Origin of the sequence: Proteus sp. G2609, assembly GCF_963896135.1 — a bacterium.
Classification (GTDB): Bacteria; Pseudomonadota; Gammaproteobacteria; order Enterobacterales; family Enterobacteriaceae; genus Proteus; species Proteus mirabilis.
In genome coordinates, this window is the sequence record NZ_CAWQNB010000045.1 from 1 (window position 1) to 25,329 (window position 25,329).

The window sequence follows — 25,329 nt, forward strand, 5'->3', positions numbered from 1 at the left end:
ATTCAGACATCAGTCTGAACGCAGTAGGGATCCACGTCCTTTAGGGCGTGGAGGATGTCAACTATCCCCGGTTGGTTCAATACCCAAGGTACTAATGAAGCGCTACCATCATCTTTATCAGGTTCGAAGTGATGTACCGACAAGGCTTCAGGTGATTTTTTTAAATTACCAATAGCATCAATACGAAATCCAGCAACACCTTTTTTGATCCAGACGTTTATCATATCGATAATATCTTGGCGTAATTGTGGCTCCTCCCAATTTAAATCCGGTTGTTCAGGACCGAACGAATTAAAATACCAACGATCAGTATTTTCAACACGACTCCAAACAGAGCAGTCAAAGTAGGTACGTAAATTATTTGGTGGTATCGATTTATCCCATTGTTTAAAAATATAATAATCAGCATAAGGGCTATTGGGATCGCTAAGCGCGGATTTAAACCATGGATGCTCATTGGAAGTATGATTTAATACTAAATCGAGTAAGATTTTAATATCGCGTTTTTTCGCTTCCCTGATTAAATTATCTAGCGCTTTATTATCGCCAAAAATAGGATCGACGATAGAATAGTCAGCAATATCATAACCATTATCCTTCATCGGAGATTTAAAAATCGGACATAACCAGATAACATTGGTTCCTAAGGATTGTATATAATCTAATTTTTCGTTGATCCCCAATAAGTCACCAATCCCATCACCATTACTATCAAAAAAACTCTTCGGATATATTTGGTAAACTACGGCCTCTTTCCACCAAGTACTAGACATATCATCACCTCACAAAGATAACATCGTAAAAAAGGAAGGGTGCCTTAATTAATATTAGATCATATGTAGGGATTAGATTAACCTAGAAAAATATAGATAAGTTTATGGCAAAAAATATAGCAAACTGAATAACATAAATTAATGATACTAATACCTCATAAAACTAGATGGTCAATCTACAAACTAAAAAAACGCTAAAGAAAGTTGCCCTTCTCTAGCGTTTTATAAAATTGGTTTACCTTAAAATAAGGTAAAATACAGGGTGTCTTTATTTAGCAGGACGAACTGCAATCACTTCAATTTCTACACGCCATGCTGGATTAGCCAATTTAGCCACTTGGAATGCTGAACGTGCTGGTAATTGATTGGTTTTTGAAGCGTCATAGAACTTAGAATAACCGTTCATAAAGCCTTTAAAATCCATAGTGCCGTTATTCTCTTCACCACCAACTAAGAATACTTGCATCTTAACCACGTCTTTCATATCAAGACCAAGGTTATTCAGGTTAGTTTTGATTTGTTCTAAAACATTAATAGTTTGCTCTTCGGTATTACCGTAAGAAGCTAATTCACCTTCTGGTGCATCTGCGGATTTCTTAGTAGGCACTTTACCACTTAAGAAAACCAGATTATTACCTGCGTTAATTTCAACTGCTTCTGAAATAGGCATACCGTCTAATTTATGATGCACAACATTCTCCGCTGCATTTGCACTTGCTACACCGAACACGAAAGGCAAAGCAACAAGTAGACTTTTATAGCGCATGAAAACTCCTTAATGTGTTTAATTACAGTAAAACAAGGGGTTACTTCTTAAAACGATCCAAACTAAACGGCGTTGGATCAATAACAGGTTTCTTGCCCATGACAATATCAGCGGTCACTTCACCCGCTGCTGGGCCTTCGGTCATACCCCACACTGTTGCCGTGTTAATCACTAAGCCTGGGTATTCTTTGACCTCAGAAATGATAGGTAATTCATCAAATGTTGGACTCACAACGGCACCCCAACGTTCAACAACTTCTGATTTTTCAAATACTGGGAATTCTGTTTTCATTCTTTGGAAAACAGCATCTAAGTGTTGCGTATTTTGTGTTGCCGTGGCAACTCGGAATTGTTCGAATGGTGTTTTTTCATCTAAATTCCAAGAGGTCGGCATTTTAAATGAATTAAATAGATCTTCACCAATAGAGAATTCCAACGGTAACTCTCCGCCACCTAATAAGTGCATAAATTTAGGCCCTAGCAGGAAGCTATCTTTGACTATTGAACTCGTAAAGATACGTGGTGCAACGGCATAAGTACCATCCGCTTGCTCGCGGAAATGAATACCATTAGGTAAATGCACATTACCACGTGGTGCACCAGGAACCCCTGAGACACGTTGTTGTGATAGATATACATTGAGCGTTGGGATATCAATACCCATATTGCCCATAAATAAACGTGACCAGATACCCCCGGCGAGTACAACTTGAGACGTTTTAATCGCCCCTTTCTCACTCACCACATCAGAGATTTTACCACCCGCAGTTTCAATACCTCTTACTGCACAGTTGGTATAAATTTTCACACCGATTTGTTTGGCATAACGAGCGAGTGCAGGTGTGCCTGTTTCAGGATCAACAGAGCCTGAATCTTCTTCAAATGCAGCAACAGTCCATGGCGTTTGAGCACCGACTAAGCGATTTGATAGCTCTTCACCTTTAATGATGCGAGTATTTAATGGTGTATCAAAACCTGCCGCTTCTTTAGCTGTTTTGATCCACGCTTGAGCTTTATCTAATGCTTTTTCATCCGCCAGCGCTTCTACACGACCTTGAGTACGATAACTGGTATCTGCACCAATTTTCTCATTCATGCCACGCCATAATATTTTCCCATAATGGTGTAATGGGAAGATTTCTGGTGATGTTTGGTAACTAATAATTTGGCTGTATGCACGGCCTGATTGCTCACCGGCAATCTGACCCTTTTCTAAGATAGTGACACTCATACCACGTTCAGCAAGGTTAATAGCGGTCATGATCCCTTGAATACCGGCACCAATAATCACTACATCTGCTTCTTTAGGAAGAGCCCCTTGCGTACCTTCAACAAATGATGCTCTAGATTTAGCTTCCACAAATTTGCCGTCACGGCGAACCATTGGAACTAAAGCCGCACCACCTGCTAAAACGCCCGCAGCACCAACACCTAAAAGTAGCTTTCTCCTTGAAATGTTCATCTTTTACCTCAGTAATAGTCTTACTATTTATATTGTTATTAGATTATTTTTTAGAGGCTTTATAATATCATGTTTTATTATAATGTTAATGAATATAATAATTTGTTAATAATACTAATAAGACATAATACCATTAGAAACATTATGGTTACTTATAAAAAAAAACCTATTGATAATAAAGTGGAACAAAAGAGTCGAAATAAGTATTAACTTGAATTAAAAGGAAAAGTATGTCTTAGATGGAGGTATTGATAAGAAAGGGCATAAATATTTTATTAACATTTAACGACTGATGTTGTATTTAAAGCGACCATTTATGCAGATAAAATAAATAGACTCGATAGCACGATTAGCTAAAATAAAAAGCGAATACCACTATAGTAGTACTCGCTTTTTAATTAAATGTGAAAAAATTAACGCATTGTCACAAATTCTTCCGCCGCCGTTGGGTGGATAGCAACAGTATCATCAAAATCTTTCTTCGTGGCACCCATTTTTAATGCCACTGCAAAACCTTGCAACATTTCATCCATGCCAAAACCAATACCGTGGATTCCGACAATTTTTTCTTCAGCACCCACACAGACTAATTTCATCCGACAAGGCTGACGATGGCGTGTCACTGCACTATACATGGCAGTAAAAGAAGATTTATAGACTTTCACTTGCTCAGCGCCATATTGCTCAATAGCTTGAGGTTCCGTTAAACCCACAGTACCAATAGCTGGGTGACTAAATACCACTGTTGGAATATTGGTATAATCTAAATGTTCATTAGGTTTATTATTAAATAATCGCTCTGATAAACGACGTCCAGCGGCTACCGCAACAGGGGTTAATTCTACCGCACCTGTGTTATCACCTACGGCATAAATACCGGGCACATTGGTATTTTGGAATTTATCAACCTGAATATACCCTTTTTCATTTAGCTTAACACCCGTAGCCGCTAAATTGATATTATCTGTAGCAGGTTCACGACCAATTGCCCAAATTAAAGTATCTACCGTCTGCTCTAAGCCATTTTCAAGTTGTAACGTTAAGCTACCGTCGGCATTTTTAACCACAGCTTTAGGAACTGCATGGGTGTGTAATTTAGGCCCTTCCGCTTCCATTACTTCCACCAGCGTATCGACGATTAGTGGATCAAAACTACGTAATGGTGCATGTTTACGCACAAATAAGTGTGTTTCACTCCCTAACGCATTTAATACACCCGCTAATTCAACAGCAATATAGCCGGCACCCACAACAGCAACACGTTTTGGTAATGCGCTAAGTTCGAAGAAACCATCAGAGTTAATACCATATTCAGCCCCTGGAATGTTTGGCTGAATAGGACGGCCTCCCGTGGCGATAAGTATATTATCTGCGGTAATTTTTTCACCGTTTACTTCAATAGTATGCGCATCAACAAAACGGGCAAAGCCTTGGATAACATCAACTTTATTATTACCTAATACACGTTCATAAGATTGGTGGATACGATCAATATAAGCAGTACGGCTACTGATTAATGTATCCCAATCAAAACGGTTTACTGTAGTATCAAAACCATAATCAGGACCGTATTGATGAATTGCTTCGGCAATTTGCGCAGCATGCCACATCACTTTTTTCGGGACACAACCGACATTAACGCAAGTGCCACCTAGCGCTTTCGCTTCAATTAATGCACATTTTTGGCCATACATAGCCGCTCTATTGATTGATGCGATGCCACCACTACCGCCACCGATGGCGATATAATCGTAATGTTTGCTCATAATTGATCTAATCCATTTATCTGTAGAAAAATAGGTACCTAACAGGCTAATTCTTTCATGTAATAAAGTCTATTATGACAAATTTTATTACTTAGCAGGTTAGGTTTTCGCTTTTACAGTAATAGGTAAAACAGTAATAAATGACTTATTCTGGTACAACCCATTCAACTAATGTGTGTCCAGTACCTTCAGGAACCAAGGTTTTATGTAGCCAAGGCAAGATAGACGCCATTTGTGATGCCAATTTCCAAGGTGGGTTAATAACAATCATACCTGATGCTGTCATACCTAGTTGATCACTATCTGGTTTCACTGCCAACTCAATTTGCAGAATTTTACGAATACCGGTGGCCTCTAGCTCTTTTAGCATCCGTTTAATTTGTTGGCGATGCACAACAGGATACCAAATTGCATAGGTCCCGGTGGCGAAACGTTTATAGCCTTCCACAATGCCTTTAACAACCGCACTATAATCTTGTTTAAGTTCATAAGGTGGATCAATTAAAGCAAACCCACGACGACTGGCGGGAGGGAGTTTTGATTTTAATTGTCCAAAGCCATCTTCCCGACACACTCTCACACGTTTATCGCGGGAAAATTCCGTACGTAATAAAGGGAAATCGGTAGGATGTAATTCAGTTAGCATTAACAGATCTTGCTCACGCAATAATTTAGCAGCCAATAAAGGAGAGCCGGGATAATAACGTAACTCATCAGATGTATTTAACGAACCGACCGCCTCCAAATAAGGCAAGATAAGCTCAGGCACCTCTTCTTGTTGCCATAAGCGTGCAATGCCTTCTAAGTATTCTCCCGTGCGAGTCGCATGTGCATTGGTGAGCTGATAACGTCCAGCGCCAGCATGAGTATCCAAATAAAGAAACGGTTTTTCTTTCTCTTTTAAAGACTCAATAATCAGAGTTTGAACAATATGTTTTAATACATCGGCGTGGTTGCCAGCGTGGAAACTATGACGATAGCTCAGCATTCTTTATCTTCCGTTAGAAATGGGCATAGCAAAGTAATTAACTTACTCTGAAAAGAGTGAATAAGCTAAGTGTATCAGAAAAAGCTGAACTTCTTTATTGAAAGAAAAAGAAACATTGAGTCTTGGCAGGCAGAGGTTATGATAAATCAATATTTAACTTAAGTCAGATAAAGGAATAGAATGAAAAAATATATTTTTACTGCAATTATTCTTAGTTTAACAGCTAGTTATGCATCAGCAGAAACAGCGGTTAATGGTTGTGACATCAAAAAACAGAATATTCAACGACAAATCGACTATGCCAAAATGCATGGTAATCAATATCGAGTACAAGGCTTAGAGCGAGCACTTAATAAAGTAGAACGTTATTGCACTCCAGAAAAGGTTATTGAAGATACCCGCCTAGAATTACGTGAAAAACAACTGGAAGTGAAAGAGCGTGAATTAGAATTAAAAGAAGCGCAACTTAAGGGAGAGCGCGATAAAATTACAAAAAGAGAAGATAAACTTGCACAAGCAAAAGCTGAGTTGAAAGCAGCTGAAGAAGAGTTAGAGCTACTCACAAAAAAATAATGCCCCTTAAATTCCCATTATGTTAAGCCATATAATGGGAATTATTATTCATTCGAACTACCTGCTAATCATAGGTTTGCTTAGATAAAAAGCGCATAACTGTTAAAAATATCATCATACTTAAGCCAAAGCAGACAACTCTGCTACCCTAATAGATAGCTAATGATAATAAGCATTAAGTTATGTAATAGGCATAACCTTATGCTATTTTTCAATAATCATTATCATAATAGTACTCAATTCTTAAGAATGGACTGATTTAATTAAAGAGGATATATGTCAGAAGAGACACAGAAAAAGGCATCCAATAAAAACACTCAACTGACTCAGCCCATTAAGCATGGGTTAGAAAAAGGGCTTCATGGTGGAAAAAAAGCCATTGGTATTGGTATAAAATTCACTAATTTTGTTACCAACATTCCCTTTATTGCTCACCTTATTCGAGCGGCAGAGCGTTTTACTGACCGAATGGGAAACCAGTTTGGTGCGGCTATCACTTACTTCTCATTTTTATCATTAATTCCCGTATTAATGCTCTCTTTTGCTTGTGCGGGTTTTATTTTAGCTTCAAACCCTGATTTGTTGGCCAAATTAATTACCGGAGTTGCCAATAGTATTGATGATCCAACTTTAGCCTCAACCGTTCAACAAAGTATTGATACTGCGGTTCGTCAACGTACAACCGTAGGTTTAACAGGGTTAGCCATCGCCTTGTATTCTGGTGTTAACTGGGTCGGAAACTTACGCCAAGCCATTTTGGCTCAATCTCGCCCGATATGGGAACGCAACAAAGAAGATCAAGAAAAAATTTACTTTCGTTATTTTCGCGATTTTTTAGCCCTTATCGGTTTACTTGTTGCACTTGTTATCACTATTACACTAACCTCCGTTGCTGGCTCCGCACAAAAATTGATTGTGCATACATTAGGTTTAGATGGTATTGAATGGCTCACACCTGCTTGGACAACCATTGGTTTAACTATCTCTATTAGTGCCAATTATCTGTTATTTTTGTGGATATTGTGGATCTTACCTCGTCACCAACCTAAACGTATCTCATTATTAAAAGGAACGCTTATCGCCGCAATTGGCTTTGAGATCTTAAAGTCGGTGATGACATGGTTATTACCTAGATTAGCCAGTTCACCTTCTGGTGCAGCTTTTGGCTCTGTGATTGGTTTAATGGCTTTCTTCTACTTTTTTGCACGACTAACGCTCTTTTGTGCCGCTTGGATTGCAACAGATGGACCTAATATGCGCAAAGAAAAACACAAGAGTGAAACTCAATCTATCACCTAAAATTGTAACCTCACGAGATAGGGTTAATTCCCTGCATTAACTACCTATTAATAATGTAAAACGTAATAAGGAAAAATAAATGCCATACGTTAATATTAAAATTACCCGCGAAGGTGCAACAGCAGAACAAAAAGAACAATTAATTGCTGGGGCAACACAGCTTTTAGTGGATGTGTTAGGCAAAAACCCAGCGACAACTGTCGTCGTTATCGATGAAGTTGATACAGATAACTGGGGGATAGGTGGTAAAACAGTAACCGATTTACGTGCCTGTGCAAAAAAATAAGCTGGCGGTTTAACATATAAAAATAAAAAAGCTGAAAATAGCGTTAGGCTATTTCCAGCTTTTATTTATTAAGTTAATGCCGTACTACTTATCTATTTTGTCTGTTGTGCATCTGCCTGCACCGAAGCTTTTTCACCAGTAGTTAACGATGTTTTAGCCGTGTTTGAGCTATTCGCTGTTTCTGGGTGAACTTGCTTTTCAAATTGCACACGCAATTCACCCAAGTTTACCGTTGGCGTCTCGCTACTTTGCGTTAATACAAAAGTGATATCCTCAGATAGAATTCTCGATAACTCTTGATTTAACATCTCTTTCGTTAAACCCGCTAAAAATGCTTGGCGTAAACGCTGATATTGCTCTGGTGGAATATCAATAATATTACTTTGCTGAGACAATAAACGCTGATTAATTAAGATAGAGGTACTTGTTTTGGCATAACGCGCAAACAATTGAGTGAGTTGAATTTGCTTTTCTTGAAGTAAATCTTGATACAATTCATCACTGACACCTTGATTACGTAATTCGCCAAGCTCTTCCCCCACCCAAGTGGCAAGTGCAGGAATATTTGCCGTTGCTGTATCAACATTTAACGAGCAACTGGCTCGTTGATATTGCACTCGACAATCGATATTCACTTGCGTACTTTCTTTTTCTTTACGCTGTTCGAGACTACGACCTAAGTGTACAAAAATCACTTCACGCGCTAAATCACTTAACCAATAACGGCTCAGCGTGTCAGAATCTTTCACTGGTGACCAATCCAGATCCCAAATAAGAGAGATTTGGTCATTTTTTCGCATGGGTTCTTGCACATACAATGTTTCTGGTTTCATATCGGCAAGAACAGGCACAGGCACAGGTGTCACACGTTTTCCTTCAAGGGAAGAAAATGCCTGATTAATACTCTCGGTTAAGATACGATTATCAACATTACCGGCAATATATAACGTCATCATATCTGGGGTATACCAACGCTGTTGATAATCTGATAACTCTTTTGTATTTACCGAATGATTAACCGGTTTACCTGGATTATGGCCTTTTAGATTTGAACCTTCTAGACGTGAACGCCAGATAGGATCATCAATGTTAGCGGGAAAAGTCACCACTGGAAGCGGAGATTGAATCGCATTTCGAACCGCATCTTCTGTATATTGTGCCGGTTTTGCTATACCCGCCAATAATGCAAATGCATCTTTTAATAATTCAGGCTGGTTATTGGGCAAGCTTAAGTTATAAACCGTAAAGTCATAAGAGACGATCATCGGTGGCAATGGATAATCAGGATCGAATGCATTTTTCCAAAGATTATCGCGTTTTTCTGGTGTTAATCCGGTGTTTTCTAACACATTCAGTTTTGACACCAGAGATGAAAACCCTGTTTCACTGCGCTTTTCTGATAAAGAGCCCGTATTCACTAATAAGCGAATTTGGATCCTATCATTTGGGCGTTGTGGTGTTTGTAAAATTTGCCATTGGAAACCATTTGCGAGTCGCCCTTCTTGCCAAGCAGGATCAGGCTGCAGTGCTTCAGCTTGAACCTGACAAATAGCAGCGCTGAACATAACGCTTCCCAATAAAATTCGTGTCATTGCACCCTGCATGTGAACCTCTGTTTTATTAATCCTTGGTATTAAACCACTTATGAGGTTTAACAATAAATGCCGGAAGACATGTTAGATGTAAAATGTCTGTATGTTGCGTTGTCATCTTTATCACCACAGAACGCTAAAATAAAATCACTCACGTGATTAGAGTCATAGTGGTGTAAGAAGGTTCAGATATCTGACTCTTTTTGATCAGATTTTTGTTGATTATATCCTTTAATCAGCAAACCAATCTCATCATCACGATGAGATTCTGAACACGACAACATCGAAACCTGATTACTTTTATTAAGAGTCACAGCAATGTGGCGCAACGGTTTTACCATAATACGATTAATACACCAGCTAATTGCAATAGTGAGGATAAGACCCATTAATAAATAAGTCGTCAACATCAGTGCGACAGTATTACTCGCAAAACGATAAAAACGGTTAGTATCTGCCTGTAAAATAAGATGACTGGTATAGGCTTTATCGTCAGCGGAGGTAATACCTAAAGGCTGTAAAGGGATAGTCACTTCAACAGGGATGCCAAACAGCCAACGTGAAAATTGAGAAACTGATTTTTTCGGTGCAAAATCTAAGTTCATCACCTGAACATTTTCAGGTTGTGTCACAATCGCTTTACCCAGTATCCCGGTCGTTTTTAAACTAATGATCAGTTGTTTGGCATCATTTAAATCTGAACGCAATAGCGCATCAGCTAGCGGTTGTTGTATACTGACTGCCGCATTAAATAGCTGATTTTGATAATCTTCTCGGCGTTGATCAATCAAATAAACAAGCTGAATACTAATAAAAATAGCAATAGTCACCAACGTGACACCTGCAACAGCTGCCATCTGTTTGATTGTTAGTGAACGTTTGAGATGAGGTTTCATCAGTGCTATTTCCAGTAACCATGCTTGAACAACGGTGATTATACTGTATTTTTTCGATTATGTATCACAATCAATAAAGAAAAAACACACGAAAGCCTGCATCTCTACTCAGGTTAAAATCAATAAAAAGAATTATCTGGCTATAAACACAAATAGCCAGATAATATTCATCTTTTTTAGATGATAATTTTATTACTCTTTTAATTGTTATTATTAAATATCATCATTTAAATTATTTAGTTTTATGTGGATTAATATCGAAAATAACCTTATCATTCTCCGTTATCTTGCTAGCGAACTTAAATAAGCTATATTTATTAATTAAAGAAGTTTTAAACTGACCTTTAATATTAATTTCATTATCAGCTATCAAATCTATATAAGTTTTGCTTAATCCATCATCTAAAAGCTTTTCTTTAAATTTAACATCTGTTATATTTATGCTATCTCCATGTGCAAAAATCTGACCAAAACCAAATATAGATAGTTTATTTAAATTAATATTATTAAGCTTATTTTTATATAAACTATTATCGTCGTTACCATCTACCATTGGGATATTTCGATAACCTAAAAATCTGATACTGCTATTTCTCAGACCAAATCTACCCGAGTAGTTATTATCTTGATGGGCATTAAATGAGACACCAGAATTTCTGACATAAGAAATTTTTTTATCAATATCAACATTAATATTTTTCGCATTAAACAAAACTTCGCTATTTATAATAGCTAGTTTACCTTTAAAGTTAATATTGTCACTTTCTATATATTGAAGTGCTGATCCTATTTCTTTACCCTCAGCCTCCAACTTTGTTTTTTCTGCTTGTTTAGCTTCATCGATTTTAAGAACAGCACTCTGGATCTTGTTATATTCTGCTTGCTGTTGATCAGCAAACCTCCTAGCTTCAGTAGCTAGTTCTCTTAATTCATTTATTTTATCTTTATATATATTATCAAGTTCTAACTCCATTATTTTTTCTTCTAATACCTCTAATTCTAATGCCTGTAATTCTAATTCTAATGCTATTTCAGCTGATTTTTTTGCATCTTTATCAATAAAATCTAACTTCATAGATGCTAACATGAACATTAGATCTAATTCATTATATGCTCTAAATTTATTTTCATTATTAATAATTCCGAATATTGATTTTTCATTAGCATTAATTTCTTTATTACGAATGATATTAATTTTTTTAGTGATTAGATTCCCATTAAGATTTAAAATGCCCCCCTGTAGAGAGAAAAGATCTGTTTTTAATGAATTATTTTCTAAAATAGAAATGCCTTCTTGATTAGCTTTAGATAGTACTTTTTCTTGTTCACCTTTCCAAACATAATCAACAAAACTAACCGTTTCATAGCCATTGATCACATTAAAAACTGGGATTTTATTTTTACCTAATATATTAATACGATTAGAAAAAACATTGATTGTTTGTTCTTCATTGAAATTATTAACATTCTTTAGATTAACATAACCATCTGATAAATAAATTTTTTTGCCTGTAATACTATCTAACTTCCCTGAAATTAACATTACCTTATCTGAACCTGAAAATTGACACCCGTAGCAATCAATTCCATTTGGATTGGCGATAATCAATTCTGCATTTTGTCCTAAAACAGAGATTTTACCCTTTAATGAACTCGTTTTTTTTGAAGTCACTTCGTTAAGAATAACTTTTGCTTTTACCTCGCTATTATCAATATTAACACCTTTTTTTCCAACATTAAATTGTTCAAAATAGTTAACTGATAAACGAATGTCGTTTGCTTTATCTATATAAATAGTTTCTGAACCATCTCCATTCTTGCTCACTGTTGTGTTTGCAGATTTTCCTGCATCTACAATAACGTTATTGGCTACTGCACTATTATGCATAAAAGCAAATGAAATAGAGATAACTAGAAGATTTAATGATGGCAATTTTTTATAAAACATAACGTTCCTTTTATTTAGTAAATTTAAAGGGAGACTAAATAATAAGAAACGCTAGTCATATAAAAATAAGAACAACACATAATATCATTGTTCTTATTTTATAAACCAACTTTATCAATCTATTGATTAAAACTCGCCGTGATCTTGCTCTACGGCAAAACAAGCAATCAACTGCCCATGATACTCTTTTAAAGTCGGTTGTAATTGAGTACACATTCCAAATGCGCGCCTACAACGAGCAGCAAAAGCACATCCTGGTGGTGGATTTAACGGACTAGGTAATTCACCCGTTAATTTAATTCTCTCTCGCCTTAATGTCGGTGTTAATCTTGGTGTTGCTGATAATAACGCTTGGGTGTAAGGATGTTGTGGGTTTTCAAATATCTGTGTTTTAGTGCCCTTTTCAACACAGCGCCCTAAATACATCACCACCACTTCATCTGCAATATGTTCAACAACGGAAAGATCATGGGAAATGAAAACATAAGAAAGTCCCATCTCTTGCTGGAGATCCATCATTAAATTAAGCACCTGAGCTCGCACAGAAACGTCTAGGGCAGATACAGGCTCATCAGCAACCACAATATCAGGTTCAAGCATTAAACCACGGGCGATAGCAATACGTTGGCGTTGTCCTCCTGAAAACATATGCGGGTAACGACTATAGTGCTCAGCCTTTAAACCTACTTTCGCCATCATAGAAAGTACTTTTTCTTTACGATCTTGTGCACTTAACGTGGTATTAATTAATAGAGGCTCTTCTAATATTTGCCCCACTTTCTTACGTGGATTTAATGATCCATAAGGATTTTGAAAGACAATTTGGATCTTTTGGCGCCGTAATTTTTCCGCTGATTTATCTTTAACTAATAAATTTTGCCCTTGATATGAAAGCTCTCCTGAGGTTGGTACTTCAATCATCGTTAATAATCGACCTAAGGTTGACTTACCACAGCCAGACTCCCCAACCACGGCTAACGTTTTTCCTCGCTCGAGATCAAAAGAGACACCATCTAGTGCCTTAACGGTTTTTTCCTTCGCAAAAAGTCCACCTTTAACGCTGTAATATTTGGCAAGATTAACCGCTTTTAATAAAGGCACTGCAGTATTCGGATTAACATTAGCCATATGTTGGTCTCCCTGTATCATCCAATGGTGTATGACATTTCACTCGATGTTTACCCATCTCTTTCAATTCGGGTTCTATCTGAAAACAAGTATCCTGTGCATAGGGGCAACGAGGATTAAGTAAGCATCCCATCGGTCTATCATAACGTCCCGGAACCACGCCCGGTAATGACTCAAGCCGAGCTTTATCACTCGCAAATTCAGGTAATGCTTTTAATAAAGCTTGGGTATAAGGATGGCGAGGCGCTTTGAAAATTTCTGTTGCGAGGCCTGATTCAACAACTTGCCCTGCATACATCACAATAATGGTATCTGCAGCTTCTGCGACTAATGCCAAATCATGAGTAATTAACACTAACGCCATATTTTCTTGTTTTTGTAATTCAAGTAATAGCTCGATAATTTGCGCTTGAATGGTGACATCAAGCGCAGTGGTTGGCTCATCAGCAATCAATAATTTAGGTTGGCAAGCAATTGCCATCGCAATCATTACCCTTTGGCTCATTCCACCCGACAGTTGATGAGGATAAACATTTAAACGTGATGCGGGATCAGGAATACCCACCAGCGTTAATAGATCAATCGCCCGCTGTTTACGCGTACGATGACTTCCTCCTTGATGGACTTTGAGGGCCTCCATAATTTGATAACCGACCGTAAAACAAGGGTTAAGGCTTGTCATCGGATCTTGAAATATCATGGCAACCTCAGCACCAACCAAATCACGACGTTCAGATTCAGAAATTTGCATCAGATCACGTCCATCAAATTGCAAGGCTTGTGCTGATACTCGACCGGGAAAATCAATAAGCCCCATAATCGCTAATGAACTGACTGATTTCCCTGAGCCTGACTCGCCAACAATGCCCACCACTTGACCTTCTTCTACTTGATAACTGATCCGGTCTACCGCTTTAAACGGAGTATCTTCATCACCAAAGTGAACTGATAATTGATTTATATTTAATAACGCCATGCTCTTACTCCGTTACTGCTTTAATTTTGGATCGAGTGCATCTCGTAGACCGTCACCCATTAAGTTAAAGGCTAAAACCGTCAACAAAATAGCTAACCCCGGAAAAGTCACTACCCACCATGCACTTTGGGTAAATTGCAGTACATCAGATAACATGGTTCCCCATTCTGGTGTCGGTGGCTGTGCGCCCATTCCCAAAAAACCTAAGGCAGCCATATCTAAGATGGCATTAGAAAAACCTAAAGAGGCTTGCACAATTAAAGGAGCAAGGCAGTTAGGCAAGATATTGATAAACATTTGGCGTATAGAGCCTGCTCCCGCAACACGAGACGCCACAACATAATCACGGTTAATTTCTGTTAACACTGCCGCACGCGTCAGTCGAACATAATGAGGTAGGGCAACAAAGGTTAAAGCGATTGAAGCATTAATAATCGAAGGCCCAAAAATAGCCACTAACACTAATGCTAATAAAAGACTGGGTAATGCCAGCATAATATCGACTACGCGCATAATGGCGATATCAACGATGCCACCAAAATAGCCGGCCATTAAACCTAAAATAATGCCTAAAATCAGTGAAAGTATAACGACAATGCAACCAACGAGTAATGAAAGACGCGCACCATACATTAAGCGAGAGAGAATATCCCGCCCAACATCATCAGTGCCTAAAATAAAACTCCAGCTTCCTCCTTCTTGCCATACTGGGGGCGTTAGAAGAAACTCACGAAACTGCTCATTGGGTGCATGAGGCGCTAAAACGCCTGCAAGGGCAGCTATCAACAGCATAATGACAATATAAATTAAGCCAACAACCGCCCCTTTATTTTGTTTGAAATAGTGCCAAAACTCTTGAAAGGGGGTCATTGGCACCGGTGCACTAATGACCGGTGTTACGTTATTTTCAGCCATGATGCACTCCTTATTTCTTATGACGGATACGTGGGTTAACAATGCCATATAGCACATCCACTAATAGATTCACGAAAATGATCATAGTGGCAATGAGCAATACTCCCCCTTGAACAACAGGGTAGTCTCGACGTTGTAGAGCATCAATTAACCAGCGACCTAACCCCGGCCATGAAAAAATAGTTTCTGTCAGTATCGCTCCGGCTAGCATCGTACCAACTTGTAAACCAATCACCGTCACAACAGGTAACATTGCGTTACGTAATGCATGGATCAAAATCACTCGTGCACGACTTAATCCTTTGGCTCTGGCAGTGCGAATATAATCTTCTCCCAATACTTCCAACATTGCCGAACGCGTCATACGCACAATAACCGCCAATGGAATAGTCCCAAGCACAATGGCTGGTAAAATAATATGGTGTAGCGCATCAAGAAAATCACCTTCTTCCCCCCAAAAGAGCGTATCAATCAACATAAATCCCGTTAGTGGATAGCTATCATCTAGAAAGACACTATCCGCCAATCGACCTGATACAGGTGTTAGATCAAGCTTCACTGAAACGAGCATAATCAGCATGATCCCCCACCAAAAGATAGGCATAGAATATCCTGCAAGTGACACACTGATTGCCGTATGATCAAAAATAGAACCTCGTTTTACTGCCGCAAGCACCCCAACGGGAATGCCCACTGAAACAGCAAAAATCATGGCACAAATACCTAGCTCTAAGGTTGCTTTAAATCGTGGCAAAAATTCATCCCAGACAGGAATACGACTTTTTAGTGAAATACCTAAATCACCGTGCATAATGCCGTTAAGGTAATTTAAATATTGTTGCCATAGCGGTTTATCTAGTCCTAATTCCGCCATTAAATAAGCGTGACGCTCTGGTGATAATCCACGCTCTCCCGCCATAATCATGACCGGATCACCCGGAATAAGATGGACAAAAATAAAGGTTAATAACGTAATTCCGATAAACGTTGGGATCACGAGCCCCAAACGCTGAAGGATAAATTGCAGCATATCCTAATTCTCTTTTTACACATCAGCTAAAAGATAGCGCTGATAAATCAGGGGAAAGCCCCTGCGCTCACAGTGTACTGAATGTCTTGATTATTATTGGATAGCGGTACTTCTCTAAACGCTCAGAGAAGTACCGTGGTAAAGATAACTCAGCTCGTTAATATCACGACTATTTTAGAGAGACATTATTAAAGTGGTGTTTACCTAATGGGTCGACCACATAGTTCTCTACTTTTTTACTGATTGGTTCATATACCGTGGAGTGAGCAATAATCAGTGCTGGCGCTTGGTCATGCATCACCACTTGAGCTTGTTTATATAACTCAACACGCTTATCGTGATCTGCCGTGATCCGCGCAGGCTGGATCAGATCTTCAAACGGCTTATAACACCATTTCGAGTAGTTAGAGCCTTGCTCTTTCGCAGCACAACTAAACAGTGTGGCGAAAAAGTTATCAGGATCACCGTTATCTCCCGTCCAGCCCATCATCACAGCTTGGTGTTCACCTGATTTAGCACGTTTCAGATATTCACCCCACTCATAACTAACGATCTTAGTTTTCACACCAATTTTTTCCCAGTCAGCTTGTACCATTTCAGCCATACGGCGGGCATTAGGGTTATATGGTCGTTGCACTGGCATCGCCCATAAATCGATAGTAAAGCCATCTGCAAGGCCGGCTTCTTTTAGCAATGCTTTGGCTTTTTCCGGGTTATATTCATAATCGACGATATCATCGTTATAACCCCACATTGTCGGTGGAATAAGATTCTTCGCTTTCTGGCCTGCACCTTGATAGACAGCTTCAATAATGGCGTCTTTATTCACCGCCATACTTAATGCTTGGCGTACTTTTTGGTTATCGAGCGGTTTTTTCTCCACATTAAAAGAGATATACCCCACGTTTAATCCGGGTTGTTCCAGTAGCTGGATATCATTATTTTGTTTCATCTTTGCGATATCAGCAGGATTTGGGTAAGGCATTGCCTGACATTCGTTCTTTTGTAATTTGGCATAACGAACAGAGGCATCTGGCGTAATAGAGAAAACTAAACGATCTATATCAGGTTTTTTCCCCCAATATTTATCGTTCGCTTTATAAAGAATACGTGAGTCTTTTTGATATTGTTGCAGTTGGAAAGGTCCCGTACCAATAGGATTGAGATCCACTTTCTCAGGAGTCCCTGCTTTCATCATATTATCTGCATACTCGGCAGAAAGAATAGATGCGAAGTCCATTGCCATATCAGCCAAGAAAGGCGCTTCTGAACGGGTAAGTACAAAACGAACCGTATTGTCATCCACTTTTTCGATCTTCTCGATCATGTTATTCATATCCATCCCGGTGAAATATTCATAACTTCCACCAGAGACTTTATGATAAGGATGATTTGGGTCCATTTGACGCATAAATGTATATATCACATCATCTGCGTTAAATTCACGAGTGGGCTTAAACTCTTTGTTGCTATGCCAACTAACCCCTTTACGTAAATGGAAAGTATACACCTTACCATCATCACTCACTTCCCAACTTTCAGCTAAGCCGGGAGTAATTTCTGTGGTACCGAGTTTAAACTCAACTAAGCGATCATAAAGCGGTACTGAACTTGCGTCATAAGTCGTACCTGAGGTAAATAGTTGGGGGTTAAATCCTTCCGGTGAGCCTTCTGAACAGTACACTAATGTTTTCGCTTGCACACCTGCTGAAATAGCCAAAGCGAGTAAGCCGATTGTAGCGGTTAGCAACCCTGTCTGTTTTTTGGAGCTTCTCATCATTATTCTCCGTCATTATTCTGTTGTGTTTTTTGGTTTCCTGTTTAAAAACGGAATACCTTTTTATTTTGTCATTGTTCAATTAACCAACTGTATTCGTTTCCGTCAATAAGGGGCTTTACGCCAAAATGAACAAGTTGCAAACATAAACGAAACAAATACCAAACAATTACAGGATAAAAATTGGACAAATTGATTTAATGGTAGAGAATTAAACCACACATTAAGTAAGTCTTAAGTTAAATGACTATTTAAAAAAAAACGATATTTTGTGATTGAACGCTTAAATATTAAACGAATATATTGAAATGAAACAAAGAAGTGGGTGGTTTATTCTGTTAGTAGTGAAGAATAACACCAGTATATAGAAGATAATCAGCGCAATACTCCGTTAATCCAAAGAGAGAAAAATACCTTTTTCTCTCTTTGACTACTAGTATGCTATATAAGCCAATAATCTATAGTTAATTATTAAATAATTTATAAAAACAGTAGTAAAAAATATAAAATCAACCTCCATAATCAGAAGTTAAATTGGGTATTAAAATTAAACTGCGATCCTGTCGCTTCTCGACTAGAAGGGGCTGATAACGGTATGCTCCATACTAACTGATAACTAAGTTTCTTAAAGCTACCTTCTAATCCTATTGCCGCACCAACTAAATATTTATTTTTATTATAAAAAATATTTTTTCTATCTTCTGAAACGGAACCATAATCTATGGCGGAAAATAGCATTTGGTTATTCAAAGGTGTAAGCCAAGTAACTTTATGTCGGGAAACAAACTGATTGGCATCAGAATAACCTTTGCCGGACTCAAAACCATACACGCTATACAGACCACCAATGGTTGCTTTATCAAGCAATCCATCAATGTCTGAGCGAGTCAGTTGGAATATCATTTCTGGTTGATAAAAAAATTGCTGTGAAGTGATTTTAAAAGGAATTAATGCATCAAAATTAAGATTAAAAATGGGTACACCATTAAGGGAATCTATTGGTGATAGTCTTGCGCCAGGAATATAAACACTCTGCTTATAATGAAATTTTGTATTAAGGAAACCCCCTCTCATAAAGCGATAATTTTGCTCAATACCCGCATTAATATAAGGACTGCGACGCTCATGGACTGATAAGCGATAGCCTGACACTTCATTGCGATAAGTGTAATATTGTATTCCACCACTTAAAGTCACCGTACGCTGTGTTGAAGGTCTAAATTGGCGCTGGATCTCAAAAGAAAGAAGCTGTTGACGCGTTTTTTGTAACTCTTTTGTCACTTCAGAGACTCTCATTTTTGAACCAATATCATAACCAAATAATGCCGCACGCCAATAATGATAAGGTACTTGCCATAAAAAGATCTGCTTTTTGATGCCTCTTGATTTTAAGGTATCGAGTTGACTAGAAAGAATAACCATTAAAGTATCATTAAGTTGCGCTAGATTACCAAAGCTTAGTCTTGTAGTACCAAATAGATCTCCGTAAATTTTCTGCTCCTTATTATCAATCGATACCGAGCCTGCCATTGTCCTTTTTCCCACTTGAGAAAGAGAAATAATTGACTCATGTTCTTTTGACGAGGGTTCTATCTGAATTTTGACATTACTATTAGGACGGGATCTGAAATTGTCAGCCCCCTGTTCAATATCTTTAACGTTTAAAATATCACCTTTTTTGATTGGCACTGCCTGTGAAATCAAATAGCGTTTATCTGTCGGGGCTTCGGAAACAATGTCTTGCACTCTCCCGACATTTAATGTGATATCCAATACCTCGTCATCGGCATAAAGATCAACTTTACCCACCTCACTGGTCACATAACCTGCATCATAAAGCAGCGCATTCAGAATATTGATATCTTGTTCTAACAATGCCTGTGACTGACAATGCCCAACTAATTCAGCTTGCCATTTTGCCACTTGGCGTTGCAGTGATGGGGAAGAAAACTCATCGAGATGATGGAGTTTTACCTGTTTGATTGAAAAACAATGTACAGAAGGTGTGATAAATTCCCTTTTATTTTGTGGCGCTAAGTTCACTAAAGAGACATTGTCATTTTGTTGTAGTAATTGATCTCTAAGTTGTGTTTCTGTCGGTAAATCTACTGGTACAGGGGGATCGATATGACTTTCATTCGCTACAGAAAAAAAAGCACAACACCATAAAATACAATAGATTAAAATAGACAACTCAATACGCATTCAATTTACACTCTTATCACCGGAAATAGGAGTGCTATGTATATGTAAAGAGAAACAAAAAAGATTTATAAAAACCGTCTTTTTACCCTGACTTACCTACACAGTTACTAATAATGCAACTATGCCGACTTATCAGATCAGAGAGTAAAAAAATCATAAACGATTATTTATAAAGAGATGCCTTAAAACGACAAAACCCCGCTTTAAAAAAGCGGGGTTTCTAAATATGGTCGGCGAGAGAGGATTCGAACCTCCGACCCACTGGTCCCAAACCAGTTGCGCTACCAGGCTGCGCTACTCGCCGAAAACGAGGTGCATCTTACTGCCAGAAAGCCAAAGCGTCAATACTTTTTTCTTATCTCCCAACTGTTCGTATGGTTTTCAACCAAAATGACTGATTTTTAACTTTTTATTAGCACTATTGCTGAAATTAACCGCATCATAAACCCTACTTTTACTTAAGTTATATGAAACAGCTATTTTTCTTTACAGTTATCAGAAAACATCATGAAAAATGACAAATTTATTCTTTATTGTTATCGTTTATTTCATGCACTTTTTATATAATTACCCTATGTCAAATCAGTTAGGTGAATTTAGAGCATGAAATCACGTTGGGGCATTAGCACATTACTTTTATTCGTCACCACATTTTCAGTCCAAGCGGCTACATCACAAACTTGTCGGGTTTACTTTAAAGAAGCCGATAAATTCTTACAATATATTGCTACAAGAGATGACTTAAAACAGAACATGCCTGAAATAAAAGGTAATTTTGAACAAAATAAAAAGTTGATCAGTTCTTCCACCCTAAAAGAGCAAAAAGCAATTTGTGAAAAAGGAATGCAAGAGCTTGATAACCTTAACAAGATGTTTGGTCCAAAAGAAGCTACAGCAAAAAAATAAATATAAATAATGACTAAATAATAAATAAGTGATTATATTTAGTCTTATTTATAATAATTAGGTTTTATTTCCAGTATTAAGTGTATCATTAGTGCTACCTAATTTTTTTATCCTTTCTTTAGGTGAATTATCACTGTTGTCATCATGTTGTGTATAATAATCATAAGGAAGCAATAAAGTATCTAATAACGCACTAAAAGGAAGATCAAGAATAACTAACGGTTTCATTGCCCACCCTGTTTCATCATCAGAAAGCATATTAACGTTATTTTTTGTTCCTGAATAAAGCTCGTTATTAGGGCCTGCATGCGTCATAACACTTGAGCACCCTGTCAGTGATAGCATAAACGTCGCTAGTATTAACTTGTTAATGATTATGGATCTCATAGAGCACCTATAAAAAGCCGTTAGGGTTAAACACCTTTATTACATAGTTAAACCTGTTTTCCTTGTTAGGACAAGAAAAAGAAGATCTAAGGGGTTTATTTTTAATAACACAGGTAATTAATTTAATCTAAAAATAAACTCATTTTATATAATAATTCTGATGTTATAAATTATTATGTTTCACTGATATTAAAATTCAACCCTATTCATTTTAAATAAATATTTTAACTAAATATTTATCTTTTTTATTTTTTTGATCGTTATATATGCTGAATTTGTGCAATAAGACACAGCGTTTTTTTATCTTTTTGGCAAACTAGATGTATCGTTTTAGCTAGTGAGTTACTTGGCTATTTCACTTGGCATAGGATCTGTTTTATGAGTGATATTGCATTAACAATGGTGATGTTGTCATTAGCAGGCGCCTTAGGACTTTGGATAGGTAACGTTAAAATCTATCGGGTCAGTTTAGGAATTGGCGGAGTGCTGTTTGGAGGGATTATTGTCGGCCATTTAGCTCAACGTTATGGACTGGTGCTCAACACACAGATACTCCATTTTATTCAAGAATTCGGCCTTATCCTCTTTGTATATACCATTGGTATCCAAGTCGGCCCCGGTTTTTTCTCTTCTTTACGTGTATCTGGGCTTAAGCTCAATGCCTTTGCCATTTTGATTATTTTACTTGGTTCACTAGTAACAGCCTTTATTTATCACTTATTTAATGTGCCACTACCCATTATTCTTGGCATTTTTTCTGGTGCGGTAACGAACACGCCTTCATTAGGTGCAGGGCAACAAATCCTCACCGACCTTAATATTGATCCAGCCATAATCAGTCAAATGGGAATGGGATATGCTATGGCTTACCCCATGGGAATTTGTGGCATTCTTTTGGTCATGTGGTTTATTCGCGTGCTGTTTAAAATCAATATAGAGCGAGAAGCAAAACACTTTAACCATCAGCAAAACAGCACTAAAGAGACACTGCATACCATTAACATTGCCATTCGCAATCCCAATTTAGATGGCTTATTAATGCAGGATATCCCACTACTCAATGAAGATGCCCTTGTCTGTTCACGTTTGAAACGTGGCGACGATATTATGGTTCCGATGCCTTCCACTATTATTCAGTTAGGAGATTTACTGCATATTGTCGGCTCAAGAGAAGATCTCAATAAGGTTCGCCTTATTTTAGGCGAAGAAGTAGATGCTTCACTTTCTACCTCAACCCATCAATTACAATCTGTGCGCATTGTTGTCACGAATGACTCAGTATTGAGTAAACGATTAAAAGATCTCGATTTAAAAAGAAAATATGATGTTGTTATCACACGATTAAATCGAGCAGGAATTGAATTAATTCCTAGTAATAACAGTATGCTACAGTTTGGCGATATTTTAAATGTTGTGGGTAGACCTGGGGCCATAGAAGCAATCACGGTACTTTTGGGTAATGCACGACAAAAATTAGAACAAGTACAGATGTTGCCTGTTTTTATTGGCATTGGTTTAGGGGTTTTATTAGGCTCTATCCCTATTTTTATTCCGGGGATCCCTGTTGCACTAAAATTAGGTCTTGCTGGCGGGCCACTGATCGTGGCCTTGATTTTAGGCCGTATTGGTACTTTCGGGAAACTCTATTGGTTTATGCCCCCAAGTGCTAATCTTGCACTACGTGAACTCGGGATCGTCATGTTTTTAGCTGTGGTTGGCCTTAATTCCGGTGGCGGGTTTATTGATACCTTAATATATGGACAAGGGTTAAGTTGGATTGGCTATGGTATCGCGATCACACTACTCCCATTATTGATAGTCGGTATAATGGCTCGTCTCGTTTTTAAGTTAAATTACCTTACCCTATGTGGCGTACTTGCTGGCTCGATGACTGATCCTCCCGCTCTAGCATTCGCTAATTCTATTCATCAAAATAGCGGTGCTGCCGCACTTTCTTATGCCACGGTTTATCCTTTAGCTATGTTTTTACGTATCATCACGCCACAACTAATGGCACTGATTATTTGGGCTTTGTAACGAATTTAATAGGTATATTAAATGGTTGCAGTCAATTTGTTATCAAATGCTTAATTTCACTTTACAGAAGGATAATAAAGGGCTTAAAAGGGGCTTATTTAAGCCATCGATTTTATTATTATCTGTTTTAATAGCGCTCGTGCTAAGAAATTTAGATTGAGACGGATTGCTAACTTTTAGTAATCAATTTCTTTCCGTCAAACTTATGCTCAAAAGTCCTCGTTATTGTCTTTGCCCCTTCTTCTCGCTGAAGGGGCATTTTTATTACTTATTTATTCTGGCGATAAGCATCGTTCTATCTCTTCCGATAGGATCTTTATTCCTTTTTCAATTAATGCAGGCTCTGGTACATAATTCATTCGCATACATTGATGTGCATGTTGCCACGACTCTTCTAAGCCTGGAAAGAAATAGTGACCAGGAACCATCAATACACCACGTTTTTTTAAACGCCGATAGAGTTCTTCACTTGAGATTGGTAAATCTTTAAACCAAAGCCACAAGAAAATAGCCCCTTCCGGTTTATGGATAAGGCAACGCTCTTTAGGTAGATAGCGACGAATAATATCAATAGTTTCAAGTACTCGTTGATGATAAAAAGATCTAATTATCTCTTGGGATAATCGCATTAAATCATCACGTTTGAGCATTTCTAATGCCATCGCAGGGCCAATACCTCCAGGGGCAAGACTAATAATGCCATTCACATTCGTGATTGCAGTAATAAGCTCTTCATTAGCGATAATAATGCCACAACGAGCCCCCGGTAATCCTAGCTTAGAGAGGCTCATACAAAGAATGGTGTTGTCATTCCAGTGGGGAGTTGCTTGGGAAAAAATAATCCCCGGAAAGGGCACGCCGTAAGCATTATCAATAATCAGTGGGATATCATGTTTTTTCGCTAAGGCATCCAGCTTTTTTACTTCATCATCAGTGATCACATTACCTGTTGGATTTGTTGGTCTAGAAACACAAATAGCACCAATATCATCACCTATCGTTAAATGTTCAAAATCTACATGATATTTAAATTGTCCATCAGGTAGCATTTCAATAGTGGGTTTATTCGCAACAAACAAATCTTCTTCTAATCCGGCATCGGCATATCCAATATATTCCGGAGCGATGGGAAAAAGAATTTTGCGCTTTTTACCCTCAGCAGATTGGCCACCGAGTAAATTAAAAAGATAAAAGAAAGCACTTTGACTGCCGTTAGTAAGCGCAATATTTTTAGCGGAAATATTCCATCCTAATTTTTCTTTTAAACAAATAGCCAAGGCGTTGAGCATCGCATCTTTACCTTGTGGCCCATCGTAATTACATACGGCATCACTTAATGAGCCATTATTCACCATCTCTTGTAATAATTGGTGAAAATAGCTGTCCATCTCAGGAATATGGGCAGGATTTCCTCCTCCTAACATCACCGCTTCTGGTGTACGTATTCCTTCATTTAAGTCTTGCATCAAGCGAGAAATACCTGAGTGGCGAGCAAATTTTTGCCCAAATCGTGATAGTTGAGTCATCTTTGCAGGATCTTCTTTGTCGTTTTTCATTAGATAAACACCATACCGTGAGCCGGACTCAGCATCAACCGTTAACAGATGTATACTTAAATA

At 38.0% G+C, this 25,329-nt stretch carries 21 protein-coding genes and 1 tRNA gene; 5 read left to right on the forward strand and 17 right to left on the reverse strand.

Annotated elements, in window-relative coordinates; translation table 11 throughout:
- Positions 1-2: 2 nt before the first annotated feature.
- The 5 genes from AACV01_RS16735 to AACV01_RS16755 form a co-directional block, all read right to left on the reverse strand.
- Positions 3-773: an alpha-amylase family glycosyl hydrolase gene (locus tag AACV01_RS16735; protein ID WP_237584972.1), complete on the reverse strand. Its 771-nt coding sequence runs from the start codon at positions 771-773 to the stop codon at positions 3-5.
- A 268-nt stretch (positions 774-1,041) separates the two neighbouring features.
- On the reverse strand, positions 1,042-1,539 hold the full coding sequence (locus AACV01_RS16740; RefSeq protein WP_004246856.1) for a RidA family protein: 498 nt from the start codon (positions 1,537-1,539) through the stop codon (positions 1,042-1,044).
- A 40-nt stretch (positions 1,540-1,579) separates the two neighbouring features.
- Positions 1,580-3,001 carry an NAD(P)/FAD-dependent oxidoreductase gene (locus AACV01_RS16745; protein ID WP_004246855.1) on the reverse strand — a complete coding sequence of 474 codons (1,422 nt, stop codon included), beginning with the start codon at positions 2,999-3,001 and terminating at the stop codon, positions 1,580-1,582.
- Between the two features lie 413 nt (positions 3,002-3,414).
- Complete coding sequence (gene gorA / locus AACV01_RS16750; RefSeq protein ID WP_004246853.1) at positions 3,415-4,767, reverse strand: glutathione-disulfide reductase; 1,353 nt, start codon at positions 4,765-4,767, stop codon at positions 3,415-3,417.
- Between the two features lie 145 nt (positions 4,768-4,912).
- Positions 4,913-5,755 carry a 23S rRNA (adenine(2030)-N(6))-methyltransferase RlmJ gene (locus AACV01_RS16755; protein WP_004246852.1) on the reverse strand — a complete coding sequence of 281 codons (843 nt, stop codon included), beginning with the start codon at positions 5,753-5,755 and terminating at the stop codon, positions 4,913-4,915.
- Between the two features lie 180 nt (positions 5,756-5,935).
- Between AACV01_RS16755 and AACV01_RS16760 the strand changes: the two genes are divergently transcribed.
- From AACV01_RS16760 to AACV01_RS16770, 3 genes are all read left to right on the forward strand, one after another.
- Positions 5,936-6,328, forward strand: coding sequence for a DUF1090 domain-containing protein (locus tag AACV01_RS16760; RefSeq protein WP_161682194.1), 393 nt, complete (start codon positions 5,936-5,938; stop codon positions 6,326-6,328).
- A gap of 276 nt (positions 6,329-6,604) precedes the next feature.
- A complete protein-coding gene (gene yhjD / locus AACV01_RS16765; protein WP_004246850.1) occupies positions 6,605-7,627 on the forward strand; it encodes an inner membrane protein YhjD in 1,023 nt (340 codons plus the stop codon).
- A 79-nt stretch (positions 7,628-7,706) separates the two neighbouring features.
- Positions 7,707-7,913, forward strand: a complete 207-nt coding sequence (locus AACV01_RS16770; RefSeq protein WP_060554927.1) for a 2-hydroxymuconate tautomerase family protein — start codon at positions 7,707-7,709, stop codon at positions 7,911-7,913.
- 92 nt (positions 7,914-8,005) lie between these two features.
- Here the strand turns inward: AACV01_RS16770 and AACV01_RS16775 are convergent, their stop codons facing one another.
- The 10 genes from AACV01_RS16775 to AACV01_RS16820 form a co-directional block, all read right to left on the reverse strand.
- A complete protein-coding gene (locus tag AACV01_RS16775) occupies positions 8,006-9,478 on the reverse strand; it encodes a M16 family metallopeptidase (RefSeq protein ID WP_223293380.1) in 1,473 nt (490 codons plus the stop codon).
- A 212-nt stretch (positions 9,479-9,690) separates the two neighbouring features.
- Positions 9,691-10,401: a HAMP domain-containing protein gene (locus AACV01_RS16780; protein ID WP_004246847.1), complete on the reverse strand. Its 711-nt coding sequence runs from the start codon at positions 10,399-10,401 to the stop codon at positions 9,691-9,693.
- A 232-nt stretch (positions 10,402-10,633) separates the two neighbouring features.
- The gene (locus tag AACV01_RS16785; RefSeq protein WP_046334854.1) at positions 10,634-12,349 is read right to left on the reverse strand and encodes a two-partner secretion domain-containing protein; all 1,716 of its coding nucleotides are present in this window, start codon (positions 12,347-12,349) and stop codon (positions 10,634-10,636) included.
- 126 nt (positions 12,350-12,475) lie between these two features.
- Positions 12,476-13,477: a dipeptide ABC transporter ATP-binding subunit DppF gene (dppF, locus tag AACV01_RS16790; RefSeq protein ID WP_046334853.1), complete on the reverse strand. Its 1,002-nt coding sequence runs from the start codon at positions 13,475-13,477 to the stop codon at positions 12,476-12,478.
- Positions 13,470-14,453: a dipeptide ABC transporter ATP-binding protein gene (gene dppD / locus AACV01_RS16795; RefSeq protein ID WP_004250066.1), complete on the reverse strand. Its 984-nt coding sequence runs from the start codon at positions 14,451-14,453 to the stop codon at positions 13,470-13,472. The genes dppF and dppD overlap by 8 nt, the downstream gene beginning before the upstream one ends.
- Positions 14,454-14,465: 12 nt before the next feature.
- Positions 14,466-15,368, reverse strand: a complete 903-nt coding sequence (gene dppC / locus AACV01_RS16800; protein WP_004249100.1) for a dipeptide ABC transporter permease DppC — start codon at positions 15,366-15,368, stop codon at positions 14,466-14,468.
- A gap of 10 nt (positions 15,369-15,378) precedes the next feature.
- Positions 15,379-16,398, reverse strand: coding sequence for a dipeptide ABC transporter permease DppB (gene dppB / locus AACV01_RS16805; RefSeq protein ID WP_004246841.1), 1,020 nt, complete (start codon positions 16,396-16,398; stop codon positions 15,379-15,381).
- A gap of 169 nt (positions 16,399-16,567) precedes the next feature.
- Positions 16,568-18,175 carry a dipeptide ABC transporter periplasmic-binding protein DppA gene (dppA, locus tag AACV01_RS16810; protein ID WP_041701370.1) on the reverse strand — a complete coding sequence of 536 codons (1,608 nt, stop codon included), beginning with the start codon at positions 18,173-18,175 and terminating at the stop codon, positions 16,568-16,570.
- 522 nt (positions 18,176-18,697) lie between these two features.
- Positions 18,698-20,380, reverse strand: a complete 1,683-nt coding sequence (locus AACV01_RS16815; protein ID WP_161682196.1) for a ShlB/FhaC/HecB family hemolysin secretion/activation protein — start codon at positions 20,378-20,380, stop codon at positions 18,698-18,700.
- 227 nt (positions 20,381-20,607) lie between these two features.
- A tRNA-Pro gene (locus AACV01_RS16820) sits at positions 20,608-20,684 on the reverse strand.
- A gap of 299 nt (positions 20,685-20,983) precedes the next feature.
- Between AACV01_RS16820 and AACV01_RS16825 the strand changes: the two genes are divergently transcribed.
- Positions 20,984-21,286, forward strand: coding sequence for a DUF5339 family protein (locus tag AACV01_RS16825; protein ID WP_004246838.1), 303 nt, complete (start codon positions 20,984-20,986; stop codon positions 21,284-21,286).
- Between the two features lie 57 nt (positions 21,287-21,343).
- Here the strand turns inward: AACV01_RS16825 and AACV01_RS16830 are convergent, their stop codons facing one another.
- Entirely contained in the window at positions 21,344-21,673 is a 330-nt protein-coding gene (locus AACV01_RS16830; protein ID WP_004246836.1) for a YceK/YidQ family lipoprotein, read from the reverse strand.
- Between the two features lie 378 nt (positions 21,674-22,051).
- On the opposite strand from AACV01_RS16830, the gene AACV01_RS16835 reads away from it, so the two are divergent.
- Complete coding sequence (locus tag AACV01_RS16835) at positions 22,052-23,710, forward strand: putative transporter (RefSeq protein ID WP_017628660.1); 1,659 nt, start codon at positions 22,052-22,054, stop codon at positions 23,708-23,710.
- A 272-nt stretch (positions 23,711-23,982) separates the two neighbouring features.
- On the opposite strand, the gene AACV01_RS16840 is transcribed toward AACV01_RS16835, so the two are convergent.
- Positions 23,983-25,236 (reverse strand): valine--pyruvate transaminase, encoded by a 1,254-nt coding sequence (locus AACV01_RS16840; protein WP_036908872.1) that lies wholly within the window; start codon positions 25,234-25,236, stop codon positions 23,983-23,985.
- Between the last annotated feature and the right edge of the window lie 93 nt (positions 25,237-25,329).